The 24,338-nt window shown below is 35.9% G+C and carries 22 protein-coding genes; 13 read left to right on the top strand and 9 right to left on the bottom strand.

All coding sequences use genetic code 11. The features are described from left to right. The first annotated feature begins 410 nt into the window (after positions 1-410). From xynB to tnpA, 9 genes are all read left to right on the top strand, one after another. Positions 411-2,015, top strand: coding sequence for a xylan 1,4-beta-xylosidase (xynB, locus tag NKG37_RS05600; RefSeq protein WP_254416371.1), 1,605 nt, complete (start codon positions 411-413; stop codon positions 2,013-2,015). A gap of 930 nt (positions 2,016-2,945) precedes the next feature. Continuing rightward, the gene (locus tag NKG37_RS05595) at positions 2,946-3,260 is read left to right on the top strand and encodes a PTS sugar transporter subunit IIB (protein ID WP_016201565.1); all 315 of its coding nucleotides are present in this window, start codon (positions 2,946-2,948) and stop codon (positions 3,258-3,260) included. A gap of 55 nt (positions 3,261-3,315) precedes the next feature. Then, entirely contained in the window at positions 3,316-4,593 is a 1,278-nt protein-coding gene (gene celB, locus NKG37_RS05590; protein ID WP_016201566.1) for a PTS cellobiose transporter subunit IIC, read from the top strand. A gap of 107 nt (positions 4,594-4,700) precedes the next feature. Further along, complete coding sequence (locus NKG37_RS05585; RefSeq protein WP_040342725.1) at positions 4,701-5,015, top strand: PTS sugar transporter subunit IIA; 315 nt, start codon at positions 4,701-4,703, stop codon at positions 5,013-5,015. Between the two features lie 18 nt (positions 5,016-5,033). Then, the gene (locus NKG37_RS05580; protein ID WP_169189479.1) at positions 5,034-6,425 is read left to right on the top strand and encodes a glycoside hydrolase family 1 protein; all 1,392 of its coding nucleotides are present in this window, start codon (positions 5,034-5,036) and stop codon (positions 6,423-6,425) included. Positions 6,426-6,766: 341 nt separating this feature from the next. After that, a complete protein-coding gene (locus NKG37_RS05575) occupies positions 6,767-7,390 on the top strand; it encodes a BglG family transcription antiterminator (protein ID WP_254415944.1) in 624 nt (207 codons plus the stop codon). A 113-nt stretch (positions 7,391-7,503) separates the two neighbouring features. Then, entirely contained in the window at positions 7,504-8,628 is a 1,125-nt protein-coding gene (locus NKG37_RS05570; RefSeq protein WP_100525935.1) for an IS4 family transposase, read from the top strand. Between the two features lie 152 nt (positions 8,629-8,780). Continuing rightward, a complete protein-coding gene (locus NKG37_RS05565; protein WP_367976432.1) occupies positions 8,781-10,100 on the top strand; it encodes a BglG family transcription antiterminator in 1,320 nt (439 codons plus the stop codon). 214 nt (positions 10,101-10,314) lie between these two features. Further along, positions 10,315-10,800: an IS200/IS605 family transposase gene (gene tnpA, locus NKG37_RS05560; protein ID WP_254415927.1), complete on the top strand. Its 486-nt coding sequence runs from the start codon at positions 10,315-10,317 to the stop codon at positions 10,798-10,800. A gap of 137 nt (positions 10,801-10,937) precedes the next feature. Here tnpA and NKG37_RS05555 read toward each other — a convergent pair whose 3' ends face one another. Both NKG37_RS05555 and NKG37_RS05550 read right to left on the bottom strand, forming a co-directional pair. Continuing rightward, the gene (locus NKG37_RS05555; RefSeq protein WP_254415943.1) at positions 10,938-12,092 is read right to left on the bottom strand and encodes an endo-1,4-beta-xylanase; all 1,155 of its coding nucleotides are present in this window, start codon (positions 12,090-12,092) and stop codon (positions 10,938-10,940) included. 476 nt (positions 12,093-12,568) lie between these two features. Further along, a complete protein-coding gene (locus tag NKG37_RS05550; protein WP_169189476.1) occupies positions 12,569-14,230 on the bottom strand; it encodes a peptide ABC transporter substrate-binding protein in 1,662 nt (553 codons plus the stop codon). A 331-nt stretch (positions 14,231-14,561) separates the two neighbouring features. Here NKG37_RS05550 and NKG37_RS05545 point away from each other — a divergent pair, with 331 nt between their 5' ends. Further along, the gene (locus tag NKG37_RS05545; RefSeq protein ID WP_169189475.1) at positions 14,562-15,008 is read left to right on the top strand and encodes a GNAT family N-acetyltransferase; all 447 of its coding nucleotides are present in this window, start codon (positions 14,562-14,564) and stop codon (positions 15,006-15,008) included. A 243-nt stretch (positions 15,009-15,251) separates the two neighbouring features. On the opposite strand, the gene ahpF is transcribed toward NKG37_RS05545, so the two are convergent. Together ahpF and ahpC are read right to left on the bottom strand one after the other, a co-directional pair. After that, entirely contained in the window at positions 15,252-16,781 is a 1,530-nt protein-coding gene (gene ahpF, locus NKG37_RS05540; RefSeq protein WP_016201573.1) for an alkyl hydroperoxide reductase subunit F, read from the bottom strand. A gap of 14 nt (positions 16,782-16,795) precedes the next feature. After that, positions 16,796-17,359: an alkyl hydroperoxide reductase subunit C gene (gene ahpC, locus NKG37_RS05535; protein ID WP_016201574.1), complete on the bottom strand. Its 564-nt coding sequence runs from the start codon at positions 17,357-17,359 to the stop codon at positions 16,796-16,798. Between the two features lie 570 nt (positions 17,360-17,929). Here ahpC and NKG37_RS05530 point away from each other — a divergent pair. Continuing rightward, a complete protein-coding gene (locus NKG37_RS05530) occupies positions 17,930-19,369 on the top strand; it encodes a phospholipase D-like domain-containing protein (protein ID WP_169189474.1) in 1,440 nt (479 codons plus the stop codon). Between the two features lie 199 nt (positions 19,370-19,568). Here NKG37_RS05530 and NKG37_RS05525 read toward each other — a convergent pair whose 3' ends face one another. Genes NKG37_RS05525 through NKG37_RS05510 form a run of 4 tightly spaced genes read right to left on the bottom strand, consistent with a single transcriptional unit; the run spans position 19,569 to position 23,204 of the window. Continuing rightward, positions 19,569-20,381: an ABC transporter permease gene (locus tag NKG37_RS05525; protein WP_101728940.1), complete on the bottom strand. Its 813-nt coding sequence runs from the start codon at positions 20,379-20,381 to the stop codon at positions 19,569-19,571. Continuing rightward, positions 20,378-21,355, bottom strand: coding sequence for an ABC transporter ATP-binding protein (locus tag NKG37_RS05520; RefSeq protein WP_101728939.1), 978 nt, complete (start codon positions 21,353-21,355; stop codon positions 20,378-20,380). Before NKG37_RS05520 ends, NKG37_RS05525 begins: the two co-directional genes overlap by 4 nt. A gap of 13 nt (positions 21,356-21,368) precedes the next feature. Further along, entirely contained in the window at positions 21,369-22,178 is an 810-nt protein-coding gene (locus tag NKG37_RS05515; protein WP_101728938.1) for an ABC transporter permease, read from the bottom strand. Continuing rightward, positions 22,179-23,204, bottom strand: coding sequence for an ArsR/SmtB family transcription factor (locus NKG37_RS05510; RefSeq protein WP_224427580.1), 1,026 nt, complete (start codon positions 23,202-23,204; stop codon positions 22,179-22,181). 91 nt (positions 23,205-23,295) lie between these two features. Here NKG37_RS05510 and NKG37_RS05505 point away from each other — a divergent pair, with 91 nt between their 5' ends. Both NKG37_RS05505 and NKG37_RS05500 read left to right on the top strand, forming a co-directional pair. Then, a complete protein-coding gene (locus NKG37_RS05505; RefSeq protein ID WP_254415942.1) occupies positions 23,296-23,481 on the top strand; it encodes a hypothetical protein in 186 nt (61 codons plus the stop codon). A 265-nt stretch (positions 23,482-23,746) separates the two neighbouring features. Continuing rightward, a complete protein-coding gene (locus NKG37_RS05500) occupies positions 23,747-23,905 on the top strand; it encodes a hypothetical protein (protein ID WP_254415941.1) in 159 nt (52 codons plus the stop codon). A gap of 9 nt (positions 23,906-23,914) precedes the next feature. Here the strand turns inward: NKG37_RS05500 and NKG37_RS05495 are convergent, their stop codons facing one another. After that, positions 23,915-24,268: a VOC family protein gene (locus NKG37_RS05495; RefSeq protein ID WP_254415940.1), complete on the bottom strand. Its 354-nt coding sequence runs from the start codon at positions 24,266-24,268 to the stop codon at positions 23,915-23,917. Positions 24,269-24,338 lie beyond the last annotated feature (70 nt).

Genomic DNA, 24,338 nt, shown 5'->3' with positions numbered 1-24,338 from the left:
CTAGATGAAGTTTTTATATAATTTTTGCGAAATGATTGACAAACGCTTTCAAAATTGGTTAACTTAGTTTATACAACAAACAAACTAACTTGAAATACTAGTTGTATCTGTCATATTATCAGCAGGGAGGAAAAGATTTTATGAAGCATTTTCTAATTATTTAGAAAAGCAATCTCTTTGTAGTCTTTTGTGGAAACGATTCCACTCTTGATTAATAGCAAATAGTATCGTTATTTCAAGCATCATATGTTCAACAAAATAGTAAAAACCTCCAGCTAGATAAAATAAATCATTTTAGAGATAAGTAGTAACTTTCGGGGGCTTTTGAAGGAGGAAAGATAATGGCAAGTGAAAATTTAAAAAAGATTAGTATGAATGAGAAATTTGGCGATTATAAGGAGGATTTTAAGATGAAAATTATCAACCCAGTACTTAAAGGATTTAATCCAGACCCAAGTATTTGTAGAGTCGGTGAAGACTATTATATCGCAGTATCCACCTTTGAATGGTTCCCAGGAGTACAAATTCATCATTCTAAGGATTTAGTTAATTGGGAATTAGTTGCACACCCATTACAAAGAGTGTCTCAACTAGATATGAAAGGAAATCCTAACTCAGGTGGTGTTTGGGCACCTTGCTTAAGTTATAGCGACGGCAAATTTTGGCTGATTTATACAGATGTAAAAGTGGTAGATGGAGCTTGGAAAGATTGCCACAACTATTTGGTTACATCTGAAACAGTAGATGGCGATTGGGGAGAACCAGTTAAGTTAAATAGCTCAGGTTTCGATGCTTCCTTGTTCCATGACACAGATGGAAAGAAGTATTTATTGAATATGCTGTGGGATCAGCGCATTGATCGTCATCCATTTGGCGGGATTGTCATGCAGGAATACTCTACTGAGGAGAAAAAATTAATTAATAAACCACAAATTATTTTTAAAGGTACGGATATTAAATTAACAGAGGCACCGCATCTTTATCATATTGGTGAGTATTATTATTTATTAACAGCAGAAGGTGGAACTAAATATGAGCATGCTGCAACAATTGCTCGTTCTAAAAATATAGAAGGACCATATGAGGTACATCCCCATAACCCCATTTTAACTTCTTGGCATGACCCTAGAAACCCATTGCAAAAGTGTGGACATGCCTCTATCGTTCAAACACATACAGATGAATGGTATTTGGCCCATTTAACTGGCCGGCCGATTCATCCAAATGATGACTCGATTATTCAACAAAGAGGGTATTGTCCGTTAGGAAGGGAAACAGCGATTCAAAAGCTGGAGTGGAGAGATGGCTGGCCATATGTTGTTGGTGGAAAAGAAGGGAGTTTAGAGGTAGAAGCTCCAAAGATTCCTGAAACAAAATTTCCTCCGACTTACCCAGTTGTTGATGAATTTGATCATGAGGAGCTAAATATTAATTTTCAAACATTACGTATTCCATTTACAGAACAATTAGGCTCGTTAACCGAAAGGCCAAACCATTTACGCTTATTTGGCCAAGAATCATTAACATCAACCTTTACACAATCTTATGTAGCGAGACGTTGGCAAAGCCTTCAATTTGAAGCAGAAACAGCTGTAGCTTTTACGCCAGAAAACATCCAACAAGCTGCGGGATTAGTTAATTACTACAACACTGAAAATTGGACAGCATTGCAAGTAACATATGACGAAGATCTTGGTTGTGTCCTTGATTTAACAGTGAGTGATAACTTTTCGTTCTCTCAACCACTGAAGGAAAAAATCATTGTTCCGAGTGAAGCGGAATATGTATATTTACGAGTAACCGTTGAGAATGAGCTCTATTACTACTCTTACTCTTTTGATAAAGAAAAGTGGCATAAAATAGATATTATGTTTGAATCCAAAAAATTATCGGATGATTATATCCGTGGTGGGGGCTTCTTTACCGGAGCGTTTGTAGGAATGCAATGCCAAGATACAAGTGGTCAAAATATACCAGCAGACTTTAAATATTTCCGTTATCATGAAAAAGAGTAATGTTTTGAAGCTGGGACATAAGTATTCCAGCCGAAGATAAACCCAGACAATGATACGAATATAAAAAATATTTCGTATCATTGTTTGGGTTTTTTATTCATGTAAAAAGAAGGTTTGTGGTAATCATCCGCAGCCTGAATACACTTCGCTTTCCGTGGGGCTCGCGCTGAGCCGCTCCGGCCCATGGCCTGCAGGGTCTCAGTTGTCTCGCTAATGAGGGCACTGAAAAACTGGCCAGTTAATGATGATGGACGATAGCCACTTTTTAAACATAAGATGATCGATTTGTTTTCCGAGGCGTCCGCTCGCTTTCCATGGGGCGAGCGCCAAGCCTCCTCGTCACTACGTTCCTGCGGGGTCTCGGACTTTCTCGCAGCTCCCATAGGAGTCGAGCGGACGCCTCTCCAAACCAACCTTATTTTCACTTTCAAATATGCTTGCTCTTAATTTCACACGAAAAAAAGACTTTTTCAGTGGTCTCCTCGCTAATCCCACTGGAGTCTACGTGTATTTAGGCTGCTCTATTTTCCAATCTATTCATGTTTATCTTGGTAAAAGAATTAGGTTTTAGAAAATACCTTTAAAAACGAAGGGAAATGGAGCGGAAGATACTCGACTCCTGCGGAAAGCGAGTGTCTGTAGAGCAATGGAACAACATAGTTTTTATATTTAACTATATTAAAAACATAAATAATCAATATAGGAAAGTAACCAATTAAGTGCTAAATTAGAGAATGTTCGCCTTTACCTATTATCTGTTTAGTTATGTCCCAGTCTTTTTCTGATGAAAAATGAAAGTGTTAACATTTCATTTCCTCCTTTAGACGGAAAAACAATATGTTAAGTTGAAAGGGTTTTCGTTGTAAGATAAAAACGTAGTAATCATAATAAATAATTTACTTTAAAATAAATTACTCGGAGGTCGTTAAAATGAAAAGAATTTTATTAGCTTGTTCTTCAGGAATGTCAACTAGTCTATTAGTTTCAAAAATGAAAGATGCTGCAAAAGAAAATGGCATTGAAGCAGAAATTTGGGCTGTTGCTCAAGATAAAGCACAAACAGATATGGAACGTGCAGATGTGCTATTAATTGGTCCGCAAATGCGCTTCTTGAAAAAGAAACTAGCAAGTCAGGCAGAAACAGTTGGAATCCCATTAGATGTTATTGATCCAGTTGCTTACGGGCGTATTGATGGATTAGCTGTTTTAAATAAAGCGTTAGAATTAATCGAGAATTACAAGTAATCATTCGTTTTAAAATGAAAGCATTTACTAATAGAAGAAAGAGAGGATAAACTTTATGAATAAATTTATGGAGGTTTTGGAAAATATCCTGTTGCCAATTGCTGAGAAATTGAACAATAATCGTTATTTAGCAGCATTACGCGATGGATTTATGGTTGCCTTGCCGCTAATCATTTTTGGATCAATTTTTGTTGTAATTGCAAACTTTCCTTTCCTAGATAAGTTGATAAGCGAAGATGCATATGCTGCTTATCAAAATGCATTAGGACCAGCATCTGCAGCAACGCTAAGTATAATGGGGCTATTTGTCATAATGGGGATAGGGTATAAACTGACACAGCATTATGGTCTCGAAGCAATTTATGGAGCGGTAGTTGGGGTAGCATCTTTCCTTATCTTAAATCCACAAGAATTAGGGGAAGTAACAGGGGTTATTCCAACAGCAATTCTAGGTGCACAAGGAATGTTCTTAGGAATATTCACGGCATTTATTTCAGCAGAGCTATATCGATTCTTTGTGAAGAAAAATTGGACGATTAAAATGCCACCAGGTGTACCAGATTCTGTATCTAGATCCTTTAGTGCATTGATTCCGATTACATTAACATTAACGATCTTTTTAATCATTCGTATTCTTTTTAGCTTTACACCATTTGAAACAGTACAAAACTTTATTTATACAATCATTCAAGAACCATTAACTGCTCTAGGTAGTAGCTTGCCAGCAACAATCGTAGTGGTATTATTAATTCAATTATTCTGGTTCTTCGGTTTACATGGTCAAATTATTATGAACTCTGTACTTGATCCAATTTGGTATGCATTAAATGATCAAAACTTTAGTGCTTTCCAAGCAGGAACAGAGCTTCCAAATGTTATCACAAAACAATTTATGGATACGTTCCTAGTTGGTATGGGTGGTACTGGAATGACGTTGGGTGTTGTCATCCTTATCTTCTTAATCGGTAAGAGCAGACAAACGAAAGAACTTGGAAAATTAGGTGGGCCAGCAGGAATCTTTAACGTAAATGAACCAATTATCTTTGGATTACCAATTATTATGAACCCATTAGTTCTAATTCCTTGGTTATTAGCACCAGTAGTAGTAACTATTATTACGTATCTAACAATGTCAGCAGGTATTGTTCCGAAACCAGCAGGAATTATTGTTCCATGGACAACACCAATTGGTATCAGTGGATTTTTAGCAACTGGTAATGATTGGAGAGGGGCAGCACTGCAAATCTTTAACTTACTTGTTGTAATGGTGATTTGGTGGCCATTCCTTAAAGTTCTAGATAAAAATTATTATGAAACAGAAAAAAAAGGATAAGAAGTAAGAAAGATAGAAGTAGGATTTTAAATTAAGAGAAAGGGGTTTTTACCTTAGTTAAGCTTAAGTGTAAAATCCCCTTTGGTTTTAGAAATGGAGTGACAGGGATGGAAACAGATAACAAAATGACAGAAATAGCTTTTCAAATTATTCTCTTTGCTGGCAATGGACGTTCATGTGCAATGGAAGCAATACAAGAAGCAAAAGAAGGGAACTTTGAAGAAGCGGATCGATTAATAGAAGAGTCAAGTACAGAGCTTGGTAAAGCACATGGTTTTCAAACGAGACTACTCCAAGAGGAAGCGAGCGGAAATGGTGCTGGTGTGAATGTTATTTTAGTTCATTCTCAAGATCATTTAATGACAGCTATTACTGTTCGTGATTTAGCTATTGAAATAATTGAGATTTATCGTAATAAATAATTTTGGAGGTTTCTTAAAATGACTGTTCAATACAAATTTCCTGAAGGTTTTTGGTGGGGAAGTGCCACATCTGCAACACAAATTGAAGGCGCAGCAAATGAAGCAGGAAAAGGAAAAAACATTTGGGACCATTGGTATGAGGCAGAACCAAATCGCTTTTTTAATAATGTAGGGCCGGAAACAACTTCTAATTTCTATTATCAATACAAAGAAGATATTCAATTGATGAAGGAAATTGGTCATAATTCTTTCCGCTTATCTATTTCTTGGTCTAGATTAATTCCAAACGGACGGGGAGAAGTTAATCCAGAAGCTGTAACTTTTTACAATAATGTCATTGATGAATTATTAGCTAATGGAATCGAGCCATTCGTTACCCTGTATCATTTCGATATGCCGCTAGAAATGCAGAACATTGGTGGATGGGAAAATCGAGAAGTAGTAGATGCATATCAAGCGTATGCTTTACAAGCCTTCCAACTATTTGGTGATCGTGTGAAAAAATGGTTTACATTCAATGAACCGATTGTTCCAGTAGAAGGTGGATACTTATACGATTTCCATTATCCGAATATCGTAGATTTTAAGAAGGCTGCACAAGTAGCCTACCATACGGTTTTAGCTCATGCTAAAGCAGTTCAAGCTTTTCGAGGATGGAATAAAGACGGAGATACAAAAATAGGTATTGTCTTGAATTTAACGCCATCTTATCCAAGAAGCCAGAATCCATTTGATTTAAAAGCTGCAAATATTTGTGATTTATTCTTTAACAGAAGCTTCCTAGATCCTGCTGTTCTTGGTGAATATCCAGAGGAATTAGTAGAAATACTACGTGAACATGGACAACTACCAAATGTAGAACAAGGTGATTTAGAATTAATGAAAGAAAATACAGTCGATATTCTTGGGGTTAACTATTATCAGCCACGCCGAGTAAAGGCAAAAGAACATTTGCCGAACCCTTATAGTCCATTTATGCCAGAGTGGTTCTTTGATTCATATGAAATGCCAGGTAGAAAGATGAATCCTTATCGCGGATGGGAAATCTACGAAAAAGGTATTTACGATATCATGGTAAATTTAAAGGAAAACTACGGGAATGTGGAATCATTTATTTCCGAAAATGGCATGGGAGTTCAAGATGAGGAACGTTTCTTACAAGACGGTCAAATTCAAGACGATTATCGAATTGAATTTATTGAAGGTCATTTACAATGGCTGCATAAGTCGATTGAAGAAGGCTGCAATGTAAAGGGCTATCATTTATGGACGTTCATGGACAACTGGTCTTGGTCTAATGCATATAAAAATCGCTATGGTTTTATTTCTGTAGACATAAAGACACAACAAAGAACGCCAAAGAAAAGTGCCTATTGGTTTAAAAATGTAGCAACTAATAATGGATTTTAGAATCAATAGTTAATATTTCTGATATAATTTTTTAAGATATAAAAGATAGGTTCTGATCAAGGATTAAGATCAGAACCTTTTTGAGTAAAGTTGTTTTCTATAAGATTATTATTTCTAGTGATGAAAAATTTTCAAATAGCATGTAGCAGCCTTATTATATATGTAGACTCTTACGGGATTAGTGGAGAAAGGTAGTATGTGAAGCCTATAGAAAGTGAAGGGTATGTAGGCTGCATTTAATAGTAATACACCTTGTTATAATAATAGGAAGAAATTATATTCATATAGAAATATTTGTAAATATATTAAAGGAAGGAGACCTTATTTTGTTAAGCTCCCGAATGAAACAAGTTTTACGTGAATTATTGGCAGCGGATACACCTCTGACAGGTGAGTACTTAGCTACCGTTAATCAAGTGACAGCTCGTACAACGAGAGAAGATATTAAAAACCTAGATACTATATTAAACAAGCATGGTGCGAAAATACTATCTGTTATATCAAAGGGCTATACATTGGAGATTTGGGATAAATCCGTCTTTCAACAATATCTACATTCTATATTTGTAGAAAACGCACTATCTCATTCAGGCATTCCCAAAACCCCAGAGGATAGAGTGACTTATATTATTATTCGTTTTTTACTAAATGATCATTATCTTAAATTGGATGATCTTGCAGATGAGTTGTATGTGAGTAAGTCTACGATTCAACAAGACATTAAAAATGTGAAAGAAATTCTGCAAAAGTATGATATTACCCTAGAGGCAAGACCAAATTATGGACTTAAGGCAGTTGGGGATGAAATCAAGGTGCGATTCTGTTTATCGGAATATGTACTTGATCGAAAAAAACAAACAACAAACACTATCGACAGTCCACTACCATCGATTTTGGACGACGAAAATATGGAGCAAATCCAAGAAATTATTTTAAGACAAATCACTAGCGTCGCATTAAAATAATACAACGCCTTCCGGAAATCTGAATTTTCTGTAATATTAATGATACACAAAAAAATCCTTTATAATGGTTGGACGGTAGTAAACCATCCAAATCCAACATAAAGGACATAAGCATGGATAAGTTTACACGAAAAACATCATTTGAACAATGGTTTTCACCGATTTCCTCCACAAAACTTGAAGAATTGGTTGAAACCCATCAATTAAATTACTATACAAAGAAGCTACACATCGCTTCATTCCTGAAATTACTGCTGTTTGCGCAGCTGAATGAAACCGAAAGTCTGCGTGCTGTCAGTGATACATTGTTTTCAGACGACCTACAAAAAGCAACGAATTTGGAATCGATTAGCTTTTCACAATTAGGACGTCGATTAAATCAAGTACCGACAGAGGTGTTCCAGCAGGTGTTTCTAGATTTAGTCGCGCAAATTCATGAGAAAACGGATTTTGATAAGCGACGTAAAATGACAACACCACTGAAAATCATCGACTCGAGTACGTTGCCACTGAATTTGAACAATCATAAATGGGCTAAGTTCCGCAAAACAAAGTCAGGCATTAAGCTTCATTTACGTCTTGTTTACTTAGAAAAGGGTTGTTCCTATCCAGACAAAGCGGTGTTAACGAATGCGATCGAACATGATCGAGGTCAGCTAGAAGTACTCGTTGACGACAAAGAGTGCATGTACGTCTTTGACCGTGGCTACTTGGATTACGAGCGATTCGACCGCATGACCGACGATGGTTACTTCTTCGTTTCACGCTTGCGGAAAAACGCTGTAACTCATCAAATCGAGGAATTTGATCTTCCAAAAGATTCAACCGTTTTATCAGATGAAATGATTTCCTTGGGCACAGCACAAAGTCGAGCAGGTAATGAATTCAGACAATTGAAAGTGTTGGATTCAAAAGGAAATGAGTTACACCTCATAACGAATCGCTTCGACTTGAGTGCAGATGAAATCGCTGAATTGTATAAATCACGCTGGGCAATCGAGCTGTTTTTCAAGTGGATGAAGCAACATTTAAACATCAAAAAGTTCTACGGACAAAGCGAACAAGCTGTGCATAATCAAGTGTACATCGCGATGATCGTCTACTGTTTACATGTACTGGCTCAGCTGAGTACAAATAGTTCACGGACGTACTTACAAATCAGTCGGTGGCTAAAAGCAGCACCCTGGAAACCAGCACGTATTTGGATTCGAAAAATAGCAGGAAGAGCTGTCCCGTAAAGGTTTAACCGTTTCTGTCGCCCTCGCCAAAGGTTATAGTAAAAAAATGGATGATTACTACCTCTGTTCGCGTGTCTTCGTTTTTCTTCTCAAACGGGAATATCAGAAAACAGAATATTCAGTTAGAATTTATGCGACGTTAGTGAAGACAAATAAAAAAATATCAAATTACCTTATCTGATATAGCTATAAATAATTTATTAATTCATATTGTTATCGCCCAAAAACGAATTGTCAGTGGTCATTATGTGGCATTATTTCATGCAGATATGGATGAAATAGAACAACAACGGGAATTTCATGTTGCAAATGAAATTGTCAAAGAAGTAGAGGAACTATATCAAATTAAGTTTCCACAAGCAGAGGTTGCTTATATTGCCATGCATTTACTTGGAACAAAGCTGGTGACACAGAAAAAAGGTCATATCGATCATGTAATTGAAGAAGATATTCTTCAGTTAGTGAACTTTGTCCTGTCAAAAATAGAAGAAAAATTAGATTTAGGGATTGAGAAGGATGAAGAGCTTATCTTTGGGATGAGCATGCATCTAAAGCCTGCTGTCAATCGAATTAAATATGGCATGAATATTAGGAATCCAATGCTGCAAGAAATTAAGAATAATTATCCACTCGCCTATGAAGCGGGAATTATAGCGGGGCTCGCAATTAAGGAATTCACAGGAATTGAAATGGATGAGAATGAGATTGGCTATTTGGCTCTCCATATTGGTGCAGCGATGGAAAGAACCAAATTACAATCTGGCCCAAAGCGTTGTTTGGTAGTATGTGCTTCTGGTCTTGGAACGGCTCAGTTAATTTATTATCGCCTAAAATCTTATTTTGGCAGTAATTTAGAGGTAGTTGGAACTACAGAATTTTATATGCTCGATCAATATAATTTAACTGAGGTTGATTTTATCGTTAGCTCTATTCCAATTGAGGAGAGATTTGATGTTCCAGTAATTGAAGTAAATGCAATCCTAAAGGAAAGTGATTTAAAGGCGATTGAAAAATTTATTGTAACGCAAAGCAATCATCAGCCGATTGAATCTTTTTTTCTCCAGGATCTTGTCTTTTTAAAGAAAACATTTCATACTCAAGAAGAAGTTTTAACTTATTTGCATACACAACTCATGGAGAATGGTTTAGTGGGTAGCCCATTTTTAGATGCAGTATATGAACGAGAAAAAGTAGCGCCAACTTCTTATGGGAATTTGGTTGCTATCCCACATCCAATTACCCCACAAACAGAGAAGACCTTTTTATGTGTTTGTACGTTAGAAAAGCCAATTGATTGGAATAACAATCCTGTTCAAATTGTCTTCTTGTTATGTGTAAAAAAGAATAGTCAAGAAGATTTGCAAGAAATGTATGATGTTCTCGGAAAATTTATTGAGGACCATACAAGTGTTCATAAAATATTAAAAGCAAGCTCCTACGAAGAGTTTATGCGGATAATGAAAGAATCATAAAGCTTATTATTAAATCAAACACCAGCAAACAGGAAGGCACCACAAAGGAATCGAAACTCCAACTCCTTTGTGGTGTTTTTTTATAGAAAAGAAAACCCTGGGCTATGCCTAGGGTTCCAAAAAGCTTACAGCGTGGTATTAAAAAAACTTCCTCGTGGTGCTAAAATATTTTTTGGTTCGCCAACCGAAAATAAATAGCCAGGAGGAAGTCCTTATGTCAAAAGACAATAATAGTTTAGCACACACAACTTGGAATTGTAAGTATCACATAGTATTTGCACCAAAATATAGAAGACAAATAATTTACGGGAAAATAAAGAAAGATATTGGGCAAATCTTACGTACCTTGTGTGAGAGGAAAGGCGTAGAGATAATAGAAGCAACTGCGTGTAAGGACTACGTACATATGTTAGTGAGTATTCCGCCAAAATTAAGTGTATCAGCATTCGTAGGATATCTAAAAGGAAAAAGTAGCTTGATGATATTTGATAGACATGCACAACTGAAATATAAGTATGGAAATCGAAAATTTTGGTGTACAGGATATTATGTAGATACGGTAGGAAGAAACAAGAAGGTAATTGAAGAATATATCCGTAATCAAATACAAGATGATCTAGTCGCAGAACAATTAACGATTATGGAATATATTGATCCATTTACAGGGGAAGAAGTGAAGAAAAAGAAACGAAAAAATTAGGAGAGAAGGCCTTTGAGGTCTGGCCAGTAGAAGTAGTACAATTGGCGAACCTTTCAGTAGCCCTTTAGGGTTTGGTCAGTAACAAAGGCTTTCAGCCGCAGAGAAAACCACCCGTTCTCACGGGTGGTCCTTATTCTTTAATCTATAATTGCCCAGTAGGCAGGTTTTACCTTGTAGTTTTTATCAAATACAAATGGTGCATCGACACCCACGCCATTATTGTACTGCTCGGCCCGATCATTTAACCATGTATGGTTATCAGCGATGCCCCAGAATGTAACGCTACTAATTTTATCATCTAAGCTTTCAAACAAGTTAAATAATTGATTATATCTTTCTGCTTGTGCTTCAAAGCGATCAAGTGGTATTTCTTCATACGTTGAATAAGCTGGTGTTGGCGGCCAGCCATAAAGGCTGACATCTAGCTCAGTAATTTGATTATCTAAACCAAGCCCAGCAAATAAATTAATGGAAGCTTCAATATCAGAGATAGAGGGCCAGCCAATTTGAATATGGGACTGGTGACCAACGCCATCAATTGGTACTCCCTGTTTTAACAAATCTTGTACAAGATTATATAAACGGTCTCTCTTTGGATTGACCTCTGTGTTGTAATCATTGATATATAGTTTCGCATCCTTATTGGCATACTTTTTGGCTGTCTTGAAGGCTACTTTTATATAATCTGTTCCAGTAATTTTAAACCATGGAGATTCTCTTAGTCCTTTTTCGTTAGCTGGATTTCCATCATCAATAACCTCATTGACAACATCCCATGATTGAATATCATTCTTATATCGTTTAACAATCGTTTTAATATGGGTTTCTAATCGCTTTAATAAAAGCTTCTTATTTTTCTCTTGTTTTTTGGGATTAGTCTCATTTACCATGGGCTTTCCATCTTTATCAAGGAAAAACCATTCTGGTACTTGACTATGCCAGATGAGGGTATGAAAACGAAGTTCCATGCCATTCTTTTTAGCAAATTGGACAATTTTATCAGCTTCCTTGAAATTGAATTTTCCCTCTACAGGCTGAATATTAATAGGTTTCATCACATTTTCTGCAACAATGCTGTTAAAATGCCGTTTTAATACAGCTGCATCTTTTCCTTCTAGTTGATAGGGTTCTACAGCAGCACCAATAGAGAAGGAATCTTGATATCTTGTGCGAAGCTTATCTGCTTCTAATGCATGTACAGATTCTTTAGCCGCGGCACTAGACATTCCTGCAGGCAATAATAAAGTGAAAGCTAATCCAGTAATAATAGATGAACGTAAATGTTTTAGCATATTTAGGTCTCCTTTTGTGATGATTAATGAAAAGCCGGCTTTATGAACAAGAATGAAATAGTGGGTGTTCCTTACTTAACATAACAGCTCCGTTACGAAAAAATGTAATCGTATACATTTGGTTTTAGGTGAATGGTTGAAGATATTCTTTTGAAGAAATCCATGATGACATACAAGGTGGAACAGATCAGTTAACAGAACGCAATCCCCTCCTTACCAATAAGTGCATGATGATGGAATATTTTAATTTTGAAGGATAAGGAATATCTAAGTCCTTATCTAGACAAAAGTATAGCAAGGTTTAAATAGTTTGTATATGTAACGAACTAAGTTTTTTGTAGAATACGGAAAAATGAATCTTTTGTTCTAGGAAAAGATATCTAATGCGATAGTTTCTTAGGAACTGTTGAAAACGCAAATAAGCGGGGATATACCTACTTCGGTATATTCCCGCTTATTGATGAAATAGTTCTCTATTATTCTCCTACGTCAGCCCACTTATATTCATATGTTGCCCCGAATGGGTTCACGAACACATTTTGAACTTTTGGTGAAACTAATTGTGCTCTAGAAGCTTGGTAAACAGGTGCAATTGGTGCATCTTCAAATAATAGTTTTTCTGCTTTCAGGAAGTTGTCGTAACGAGCAACATTATCTGTTGCAAATTTTGTTGCAGTATCGCCAACTAGCTGATCGTATTCTTTATTAGAATAGCCAGTCTTATTGTTTCCGCCATCTGTAATCCATAGGTTCATGAATGTATATGGATCTAGGAAGTCAGGGCCCCATCTAGAAAGTTGAAGCTCATATTGCATATTGGAATCTAAATCCAGGCGTTGTTCTTTTGGAACTTGTTTAATGTTAACTGTTAAGCCTTCTAAGTTTGTGGAAAGCTGATTAGCAACATATTGAATTAACGTTTTCGTTGTTGCATCATCATCTGCTAAAAACTCAAGCTCAACTTTATCTGTGCCTAACTCTTCTAATCCTTTTGCCCAGTATTCTTTTGCTGCTTCTAAATCATATGTTACAAGATCTCCGCTTACTTTACGGAAGTCCTCACCAGTTTCTGGCATTGGAGTAAAATCAGTTGGAACAATTCCATTCGCAACGATAGAACCATTGTTTAAAATTTCATTAACTAAAGCATCTTTATCAAATGCACGGCTTATTGCTAGGCGAATGTTTTGATTTGCTAAAGCTTCTGAAGTTGTTTGGTTAAATTTAAGGAAGTACACAAATGTATCAGCTGAAACTACATAATTCTCATCTGTTGAGTATTGGTCAACTAGATCAGATGTAAGATCCATTCGATCAACAGATCCTTTTTCATATAGGTTAAGCGCAGTTTGTGGATCTTTTACTACTTCAAATGTTAGTTTATCCATGTTTACTGTACTTGCATCCCAATAATTATCGTTCTTTGCAAGTACCCATGAATTACTTGTACTATCCCAATTAGACATGGCATAAGGTCCATTTGCTAACAAGTCTTCAGAGCTTGTTGCAAATTTATCCCCTTTTTCTTCTACAAATTTTTGGTTTAATGGTAAGAATGTACCGAAAGTAGTTAATGTTTCAAAATAAGGTGTTGGATTTTCTAATTCTACAACAAGTGTATAATCACCGTCTGCTTTAACGCCTAATTGGTCAACAGCCAGTTCTCCAGTGCTGATAGCAGTAGCATTTTTGATTACACCATTCATCATATACGGACCATATTCTGATCCAGTATCAGGGTTAACAGCACGTTGCCAAGAATATACGAAGTCATTTGCTGTAACTGGGTCGCCGTTTGACCACTTAGCATCTTCTCTTAATGTAAAAGTCCAAGTTAAACCATCATCACTTACTCTATGATCTGTCGCAATTCCAGGTGATGGTTGTGTATCTTTATCTAAACGGTAAAGCCCTTCCATAGTAGCGCCTAAATAGATAAAGGAAGATTCATCTGTCGCTAAAGATGGATCCATTGACGGAATCGCTTCTGGATTTAAAAAGTTAAGGACCTTTTCACCTGATTTGCTTTCTTTATTGTCTGCATCTGTTGAAACGTTGGTATTATCTCCAGAGCATGCTGCTAAGACACTTAGCACAAATGCAAAAGTGAGAAGCAATAACCAATTTTTTCGCTTCATGAAGTATTCCCCCTAATTTGTATTGTTTAATTCTGAATATTGTATATGTAGTGAACATTCAAAACTATAAAAATTATTATACCTATTAATTAATGGACTTGTAAAGTTATTGTTGGATAATTATTGAAGAGATTAGTATATTTGGATCTATTTCAGGTTATTTATTCATATTTTTAAATAATAGGGAATTTTTTTATTATTCAAAAGATAATAAAGGGGATGGTATAATGGTTTTAAAAATTATTCATATCTATTTAAAAGGTGTAAATTTATTTTGAAATGAACGAATAAATATTTTTATCGTCAAGGATATAGGAAAGAGAGGAATTAGATGAATTATCGTAAAGCGACTGTTGATGATGCCAACTTACTAATGGAATGGAGGAAAATCCAGTTAGTAGAGGAGGGGATTAAAGCAGATAAAGATATTGATAAAGAGTTAGAGGCTTTCTTTCAAAAGAAATTAGCAGAAGAATCTCTTATTCAATGGATAGTAGAAGAGCAAACGGAGATCATTGCAACAGGAGCAATCGTTATTTATGATTTTCCCCCTTCCTATACTAATAAGAGTGGAAAAAAAGCTTACGTGACCAATATGTATACGAAAAATGATTATCGTGGAAAAGGAATTGCTACTGGTTTATTAACGAAATTAGTAGATGAAGCAAAAAGCTTAGGCATTACGAAAATGTGGCTTGGTGCATCAAAGCTTGGCAGGCCTGTCTACAAGAAGTTCGGCTTTAAAGAAACAGATGAATGGATGGAGTTAGAGTTATAAAGTGGAATGAACGAAGGGCTGTTCTGTTTTTAGAGTGCAGTCTTTTTTAGTTATCAAGAGGGTTTTAATTAAATAGGACTTCTCAGAGCCGGAAAGTGAGAAAAGGAGAAGAGAAAGGTAACAGAGAGAGCTATTTTAGCACAGGGATCAGCAGAATTCTAACAAAAACCCCCTCCTACTAAGCAGAATTCACACAATAAAAAGGAGCTCCTCAAAAAGGAAGCTCCTTTACAAACACAACTATTAGTTACGGATTAAATAATCAAATGCGCCTAATGAGGCAGTTGCACCTGAACCCATGGAGATAATAATTTGTTTATAAGCACTATCTGTACAATCTCCAGCAGCAAATACACCTGGAAGACTTGTTGCACCATGCTTATCAACAAGAATTTCGCCCATTCTGTTACGTTCAACTGTACCTTCTAACCAATCGGTACTAGGCACTAGACCGATTTGAACAAACACACCTGCAAGTTCGATATGTTTTTCTTCACCTGTTTCACGTTCAATATAAGTAATACCGTTTACCTTATCAGTACCAGTAATTTCTTTTGTTTGAACATTTTTAAGAACAGTAACATTAGGTAGGCTATTTAGACGATCTTGTAAAACAGAATCAGCTTTTAATTCTGGCATAAATTCAAGAACTGTTACGTGTTTCACAATCCCTGCTAAGTCGATAGCAGCTTCAATTCCTGAGTTACCGCCACCAATAACAGCAACATCTTTTCCAGTGAATAATGGGCCATCACAGTGTGGGCAATATGCTACGCCTTTATTTTTGAATTCTGCTTCTCCAGGTACACCAACATTACGCCAGCGAGCACCAGTTGATAGAATAACAGATTTACTTTTTAGAATCGCGCCATTTTCTAACTCGATTTCGATTAAGTCTTTCTTTTCTAAGCGTTTAGCACGTTGAAGATTCATTACATCAATGTCATATTCTTTCACATGCTCTTCAAGACTTGCTGCAAGCTTAGGACCTTCTGTTTGCTTCACACTAATGAAGTTTTCAATAGCTAAAGTATCCATGATCTGGCCACCGAAACGTTCAGCAACGATACCAGTACGAATTCCTTTACGAGCAGCATAGATTGCTGCACTTGCACCAGCAGGACCGCCCCCAACTACTAATACATCATAAGGATCTTTGTTAGCAAATTCTGAAGCATCAGCTGTACTGCCCATTTTCGCTAAAATTTCTTCTAACGACATACGACCACTGCCGAATGATTCTCCGTTGAGGAAAACAGTAGGAACTGCCATGATATCCTTGCTTTCGACTTCTTCTTTAAAAGCGGCCCCATCAATCATTGTATGCGTGATTCCAGGGTTTAAAAGACTCATAACATTCAATGCTTGTACAACATCCGGACAGTTATGGCAAGTTAAGCTAATATATGATTCAAAGTGGTAATCACCTTTGATTGCTTTAATTTGATCCATTACCTTTTGATCTACTTTAGGAGCTCTACCACTTACTTGAAGTAAAGCTAATACTAAAGAAGTAAACTCATGTCCAAGAGGGATACCAGCAAAAGTGATTCCAGTATCTTCTCCAACGCGGTTTACGCTAAAGCTTGGTGTTCTTTCTAATTCAGTAGTTTCTACTTTGATATGTGATGACATGGTAGCTAGTTCATCCACTAGGGCTAGCATGTCACGGGATACTTCATCAGATCCCGTGCTAACCTTAAGAACTACATCGCCTTCCATCATTTGCAGATATTGATTCAGTTGCCCTTTAATTTCGTTATCTAATAACATATAGAGCCACTCCCTTAAATTTTACCAACAAGGTCTAGGCTTGGTTTAAGTGTTGTGCTGCCTTCTTGCCATTTAGCTGGGCAAACTTCACCTGGATTGTTGCGAACATATTGTGCAGCTTTGATTTTGTTTACTAGAGTGCTTGCATCACGGCCGATACCATCTGCGTTGATTTCAACAGCTTGAATTTTACCATCTGGATCGATAATGAATGTTCCACGATCTGCAAGACCAGCTTCTTCATTTAAAATTTCGAAGTCACGAGAAATTCTTTGTGTTGGGTCACCGATCATAATGTATTCAATTTTACCGATTGCATCTGAATGATCATGCCATGCTTTATGAGTGAAATGAGTGTCTGTTGAAACAGAATATACTTCTACTCCAAGGTCTTTTAATTTTGCATATTCATTTTGTAAATCTTCTAATTCAGTTGGGCATACGAAAGTGAAATCAGCTGGGTAGAAACAGAAAATACTCCATTTACCTTTTAAGTTTTCTTCTGTTACTGAGATGAATTCACCGTTATGAAATGCTTGAGCGTTAAATGGTGCAACTTCTTTTCCGATAATTGACATTTTTAAATTCCTCCTATTAAAAATAAATTTATTACTAGTTTAGACGAATAATCTAAACTTATGCAAATAATAATAATTACAATTCAACATTTATTATTATATAAACTTAATTATTTTGTCAAGGATAAGGTGTTACTTAATTATAATTATTTTAATTTTAATGGACTGTGTATCCTGTCTAATTTGTAAAATAGTTAATAACATTAGCACTGAGTTTAAATTAATATCGCTTTCTAACCGTTAATTTTCATTTATTAAGGTTTTTTCTCAATTAAGGTAAATTTAATTAATCTATTAAACATTTAATGAATTTGTTTAAATCTATGATTCGGATGGATGGAGCAAATCTTTTTAGTAGGTTAGTGATTTTACCTAGTAAAAAGCATAAGTGAAATATACCGAATATTAAGAAAAAAATTCTTTTATAACTCTATATAATTTTTTCGAATATCATTCATGTATACATTATATAAACGGTAAATAGTAATTAATAAGAAAGCGATTCTTCTTTTCATAATTGTTTAAATGAAGGAGAAGATAAGTATACATAAAAAATTGGTGGGAGACAATATGATAGGTAAAAGTCTGAAGATAATCTTAGTGCTAGCTGGAGTCTATCTCCTTTATATTGTAGTTTCCTGTGTTATCGTACCTTCTTTTCATGAGCCCAAGGCAGATTCCTCTTGGAAGCCAAAGATTGATCTCAATCAGAATGATATAAAAGGAGTGTCACCAGACAAAGTGGTATTACTTCAAGATAGGGAAGACTCAGGTTTGGCCAGGTTACAGTTGATAAAGAATGCAAAAGAATCTGTTGATATTTCTACTTATGCAATTCATAAGGGACCATACGCCGATTTATTTTTTGGCTGTATATTTGATGCTGCCAATCGTGGTGTGAAAGTGCGGATCTTATTAGATGGAATAGTTAATAAATTCAATCAGGATCTACGTTTATATAGCTATGCAATATTTGCTCATCCGAATATCGAATTAAAGTATTATGAGCCACTTCATTTAGGGAAGCCGTGGACATGGAATAATCGATTTCATGATAAGCTTTTTATCATTGATGAAGAGGTTGCGTTAGTTGGTGGCAGAAATATAGGGGACAAATACTTTAGCGCGGCAGGCTCTAAAGGAGCATCAAATGACCGGGATGTGCTCGTTTTCACAGAAACAAAAAGAAACAAGGCCAGTGTATTAACACAAATGGCAGATTATTATCAATTTGTATGGGAACATCCATATACGGAGAAGGCAGTGAAGAAAATATCCCACAGAAAGGAAGCGTTAGGAAAGAACAAAGAGAAAGAGGCTCTTCGATCATTAAAAAATGCGAAAGATATCTATCCGTTACCGATCAATAAAGACATAGATTGGAAAAAGGATGCCTACCCAGCAGAGAAGGTATATTTTCTCTACAATCCACATCAACGAATCAATAAAGATCCACTTATTTGGAAAGAACTTGTTTCTTTAAGTGAACAAGCAACAAAGTCTATTTATTTAGAAAGTCCATATATCGTTCCGACTAAGAAAATGCTTGAGTATGTAGATTCAGAGAAGATAACAGTTAATCATTTGAAGGTACTAACGAACTCTATTGCTTCCACTCCAAATTTGCTTGCTTTTTCTGGTTATTGGTTTAATCGAAAGGAAATTATTGATTCGGTTGATGAATTATTTGAATATCAGGCAAAGACAGAATCTCTTCATGGAAAAACATATATTTTTGATGGGAGAATTAGTTTAATTGGTTCTTACAATTTAGATGCTAGAAGTACTTTTTTAAATACAGAAACAATGATTTTAATTGATAGTAAAGATTTTGCTCATTATTTACAAAAGGAATTAAATAAAACAATCGATCAACATAGTCTTCAAGTTTTAGAAGATGGAAGCTATAAAAATGATAATAAAGTAAAGGAATCAGAGGCAGCTATTTGGAAGAAGTTAGTCGTTAAGGCCTTGTCTTATGTTGTAAAACTTGTCGATTTTCTTGTTTAATTATCCTACTTTTAATTGGGCAGTAAGACCCAACTGTAAGCTATGGAAAAGCGAAGAAGCTAGGTGGAGGATGAGAAAAACCCTCCACTAATGGAAGTCTACTTTTTATTTCCTAGAAAATAAAAAGTAATAGTAATAAAGGCAAGAATCGTCTAAAAGCCTCCGTGTTTCACGTGAAACACGGAGGCTTTTAGGAGGGTTAATAAAGAACCATATTACCTGTTTCTTTTGCATGTGTTTCTGCCTTTTTTAACAAAAACACAGAGGAAATACATAATAATAGGATGATTGTAAGTAAGAGTGAATATTGTCCAATCATCTGGGTGAAATTTTTTCCGTTCAACACTAAATCCCGGAATATTTCTAGTACATAAGTTAAAGGGAAAAGGTATGCGATTGCTTTTCCCCAAATTGGAAAGGCAAGCACAGGAATACGGACACCGGAGAAGAACTGCATGGGCTCTTCAAAGATGGTAAAAAGTATTCCCGCATCACGGGAAAACAGAAATACAATATTTAAGAATCCGCCCCAAACAATAGCAGATACACTAAGAAGCAACAGTGCTAATGGAACATGAGTCCAATAAATATCAGCTGCTTTTCCTGTAACGACAAGCACTAATAGGATGAAAGCAGTAAATAGCCATACTGCTTCTAGAAGGTTTCCGGCAGCTCTAGCAAACATGATCATCAAGCGGTTTGCAGGAGTTAGAAAGATAAGCTCAAGTGTCCCTGCTTGGCGTTCATAGCTCATATTCCAAGCGGATTGGACTAGGCTCCAGAAAAAAATATAGCCCAAGTAGCCAGTTAGGAGAAACATTGTAATTTGATCAACATTCATATAGGCTGATAAGGGACTAGAGTCTGTTAAGTTAAAAGGCTTAAAAGAATAATAGGCGGTAACAAATAATAAAGCAGGCCAAAAAAGCAAGGAAAAATAAATCAGCTTGTTATGAAAATTATGCCTATGACTTTTTACCATCTCCGCATGTAAAATAGTCAACATCTTCATGCCGATTTCTCCTTTGCTAAGGTGAGAATCGCATCTTCTAATCGAGGACGCTTCAGCTCAAGTTTAAGAATAGAAATGGCTTCATTCATACAAATATTAATAAAGAAAGAAGTAGGGTCAAATGGTGCATCTATATGAATAGAGGTACTGTCTGTTAAATCAGTAAACTGTATAGTACAATTTACTAATTCCTTTTTGATTTTGTTTTGCAAAGCAACAGATAATGAGCTTGTTTCTATCATCAAATGATAGTTTTTTACAACGGAAGCAATAATTTTTTCTGGTGTATCATGTAAAATAATGGTTCCCTTTTCGATAATATAGACACGATCACAAAGCTCTTCCACTTCCTCTAAATAATGGCTAGTTAATAAAATTCCTTTATTCTCTTGACTAGCTAGGTCTTTTACTAATCCTCTTAATTGTTTAGCTACTGGTGCATCTAGACCGAGAGTAGGCTCATCAAGGAATAAATATTTTGGATCATTAATAAGCCCTCTAGCAATCTGTAGCCTTTGTTTCATTCCTTTGGAATACAGCTCGACAGGAACATCTTTTGAATCGGATAAACCAACTTGATCAAGAAGGTATGCAATTCTCTTCTCTAATTGGAGACCAGAAAGTTGATACAATTTTCCAAAATAACGGAGATTTTCTTCTCCAGTCAATCTCCAATAGAGCATTCTTTCTCCTCCGGCAATCATGTTAATCTTCTTTTTTACTTTCATTGCATCTTTTACCGCGTCGTCCCCATCAACAGTTATTTGACCTTCTGTTGGATTTAATAAAGTACTTAGCATTTTTATTGTAGTTGTTTTGCCAGCCCCATTTAAACCGAGTAAGCCAACAATTTCCCCCTCATTAATCGATAAATCTAACTTTTTTACTGCACAGACAATTTGTTTTTCTGAGCGAAAAAAGTTCATTCTTTTTTTTATCGTGTAGCATTTACTAATTCCTTTTGCTTCTATCATTTTTCTTCACTCCTTATCCAAAGTGCTTTTCTAATACGTACTTCTCCATTCTTTTCATTAAATACGAGCCGATGGGCAAATAAATCAGTCCGAGGATGACCATTTTTAGTAATGGGGTTAATAGGTCGTTTATTGCAACCCCCTCAATCCAAACCATTCGTAAGGCATCTACTCCATAGGTAAGCGGCATTATGTGGCTAATCCATCTCACACCTTCTGGTAAAAAGTCACTAGGGAAAGTGATGCTGCATACAAGCCCCATAAGAACAAATAGCGTATTTTGTGTAATATATGTATCTCTAAAAAAGAGCATAAAGGAGCCTAATACTAATGCCATCGAAAAGGTAGATAGGATCAATATGGCAAGAACAATTAACACATGAAACCAGTTAATTTGCTGTAAATGCAAGCCAAATAAAGAGCCAATAGCAATAATAACGAGAAATTCCATCATGATTCTAATCAATCCTTGAGCAACATATCCGAGAAAATAACCTTTTCTTGTTGAAGGTGTTAGCAATAGAGATTCTAGAGTGCCCTCTCTTAGTTCTGTAATGAGTGTGCGACTCGTAATCATCAACAGAGATACAGAAAACGAATATAATAAGCCTCCTAAAATACAGTAAGAAAGGTAATCATTTGTGCCCGCATAAGCAGAGAAGCTAGATGATAAGTCCCCCTTAAAAACAAAGAAGTAGGTCAGATAGGCAAAGATAATTATATAAATGGCACTTAATATATGACCTAGAAAAAAAGACCAAGGAAAAGCTCTTCTCATAACGAGATAGTTTCGCCAAAAGGTGGCAGAAATACTCAACCACATTTATGTATCCTCCTTTTGACCAAGGGAAGGCTGATCAAAAAACTGGTTTAAGTCGACCTTCAATTGGTCTAATTTTGGTAAATTCGTTTTATAAAAGACAAAATGTCCGTGTCTTTCACCAGTAATTAAATTTGCCTTTTCTAATATTTTTAAATGCTTAGAAATAGTCGCTTTTGCAAGACCTGTAGATTCAGATAATTGTTGTGTACAAAATGGATGTTCTGACATTTGTTTTAATAACTGTAACCTTGTTTTGTCTCCTAATGCAGCCAGAACAGAAAGCAAGTCCACAGGTACAATATCTTGCTTGTTCTCTGCCTGATTAGGAAAGGGAACATGTAAATAAACAATGATTGTCGGCACTTCCAAACCAACTAAGAGATGTGGAGCAATAAAGCTGGATGGATAAATCGTCAATGTTTCTATTTCTTCATAAGTAAAAATCCAGGTGTCTGCTTTATAAAATCGTATCGACTTTTGATCAAGCTTAAAGCGAGGATGGATAGAGTTCATCGCTTCATATGGATTAGCCTCTATTGCTTTTTTTAACTCATAAACAGACTTAATTAACCATGGTTCCATTCGATACAATTCACGGGCAAAATATGTTTGATGATAATCATAAAGCAAATCGCATAGCTGATTTCGGTAATAATTAGGCTTCTTTAGTAACTTTTGTTCCATAACATTTGCTTTTGTGTGTATTCTTTTACCAAGAAGGAAAGCGATAAATTGGTTTTCCGGAAGCATGCGTAATCGCTCAATTGCTTCTTCCACATGCTTCTCTTCCAATAAAAGATAATCGTCTAAATCGAGAAAATTGAGCCATCCATTGCTTAGTTCACCAAAAAGTTGGATCATTTCCCATAGCTGATTCGGTATTTCTTTTTTTATTTGTTCTGCCCATTCGAGCCTCGTCAGGTGGTGGGCTGGATTGTATATAACATGTAAGCTTGTTAATAATTCACGGAAGGGAGAGTAAATAATACGTACATGTTTTTTAATCCAAAGGTTTAGGTTATCCATGGATCTCTTCCTTTTACTTTAATTCGCTTTTGGGCGAATCAAATTTATAATTTTGCAAAATTATTTAGTATTTTATATAGAGAGGAAGGATTTGTCAATGGAAAATTTGGCGGGAATGTTGTTTTTTAAAAAGATGAAAGTGAAGGAAGAAGAGGGAGGAGTGGTGCTCATCAAGAGGATGAAAACCAAAAAAGCAGAAGCCCGAGGGAAAAGAGGTGTTCATAAAGGGGATGAAAGCCGAAAAAGCAGAAGCCTGAGGAAAAAGTGGTGCTCATAAAGGGGATGAAAGCTGAAAAAGCGGAAGCCTGAGGAAAAAGAGGTGCTCATCAAGAGGATGAAAACCCAAAAAGCAAAAGCACAAAGGAAAAGTGGTGCTCATCAAGAGGATGAAAGCCGAAAAAGCAGAAGCCTGAGGAAAAAGTGGTGCTCATAAAGGGGATGAAAGCTGAAAAAGCGGAAGCCTGAGGAAAAAGTGGTGCTCATCAAGAGGATGAAAGCCGAAAAAGCAGAAGCCCGAGGGAAAAGAGGTGTTCATCAAGAGGATGAAAACCAAAAAGGCAGAAGCTCGAGGGAAAAGAGGTGTTCATCAAGCAAATAAAAGTCAAAAGTGCAATGCTCAAGCGAAAAAGAGGAGTCCATCAACAGCAAATACCAAACCTGAAACTACTCCCACCTCAAAAACAAAAAAGCTACCTAATTAGGCAGCAATATTAAACTACTATCTCACTCATTAAAACATGTAAATTTCCTTCTATGTCACGGAAAAAGGCCATCCATGTTTCTGTAGTCTCCATCTTAGCGACAAGATGAGGCTCACTTACAACGGCGACTTCGTTTTTTATTAATTCCTCAAAAGCTGTTTTTATATTCTCTACTTGAAAATAAATAGTGGAACTCGGATGATCGAATTCCTTATTTTCTGGGAGACTGATAAGTAAACGTAAGCATTTACAATCAAAGAAGGCCATATTCTCTGTTTGAAATAATAGGGATAACCTTAACTTTTCCTTATAAAAGTGAAGGGCATTTTCTGATAAAAAGATTATACATAGAAATATTACCAATATCTATCAAATCTCTAATAGAGGATTCACTTCAGAATAGTAGAGGTATTTTACATATATCTTTTTTTTT

It is taken from the genome of Niallia sp. RD1, from assembly GCF_024219955.1.
GTDB classification, from domain to species: domain Bacteria; phylum Bacillota; class Bacilli; order Bacillales; family Cytobacillaceae; genus Niallia; species Niallia alba.
The sequence above is the reverse complement of the archived record's forward strand: the minus strand, read 5'-3'. Positions and strand labels throughout refer to the sequence as shown.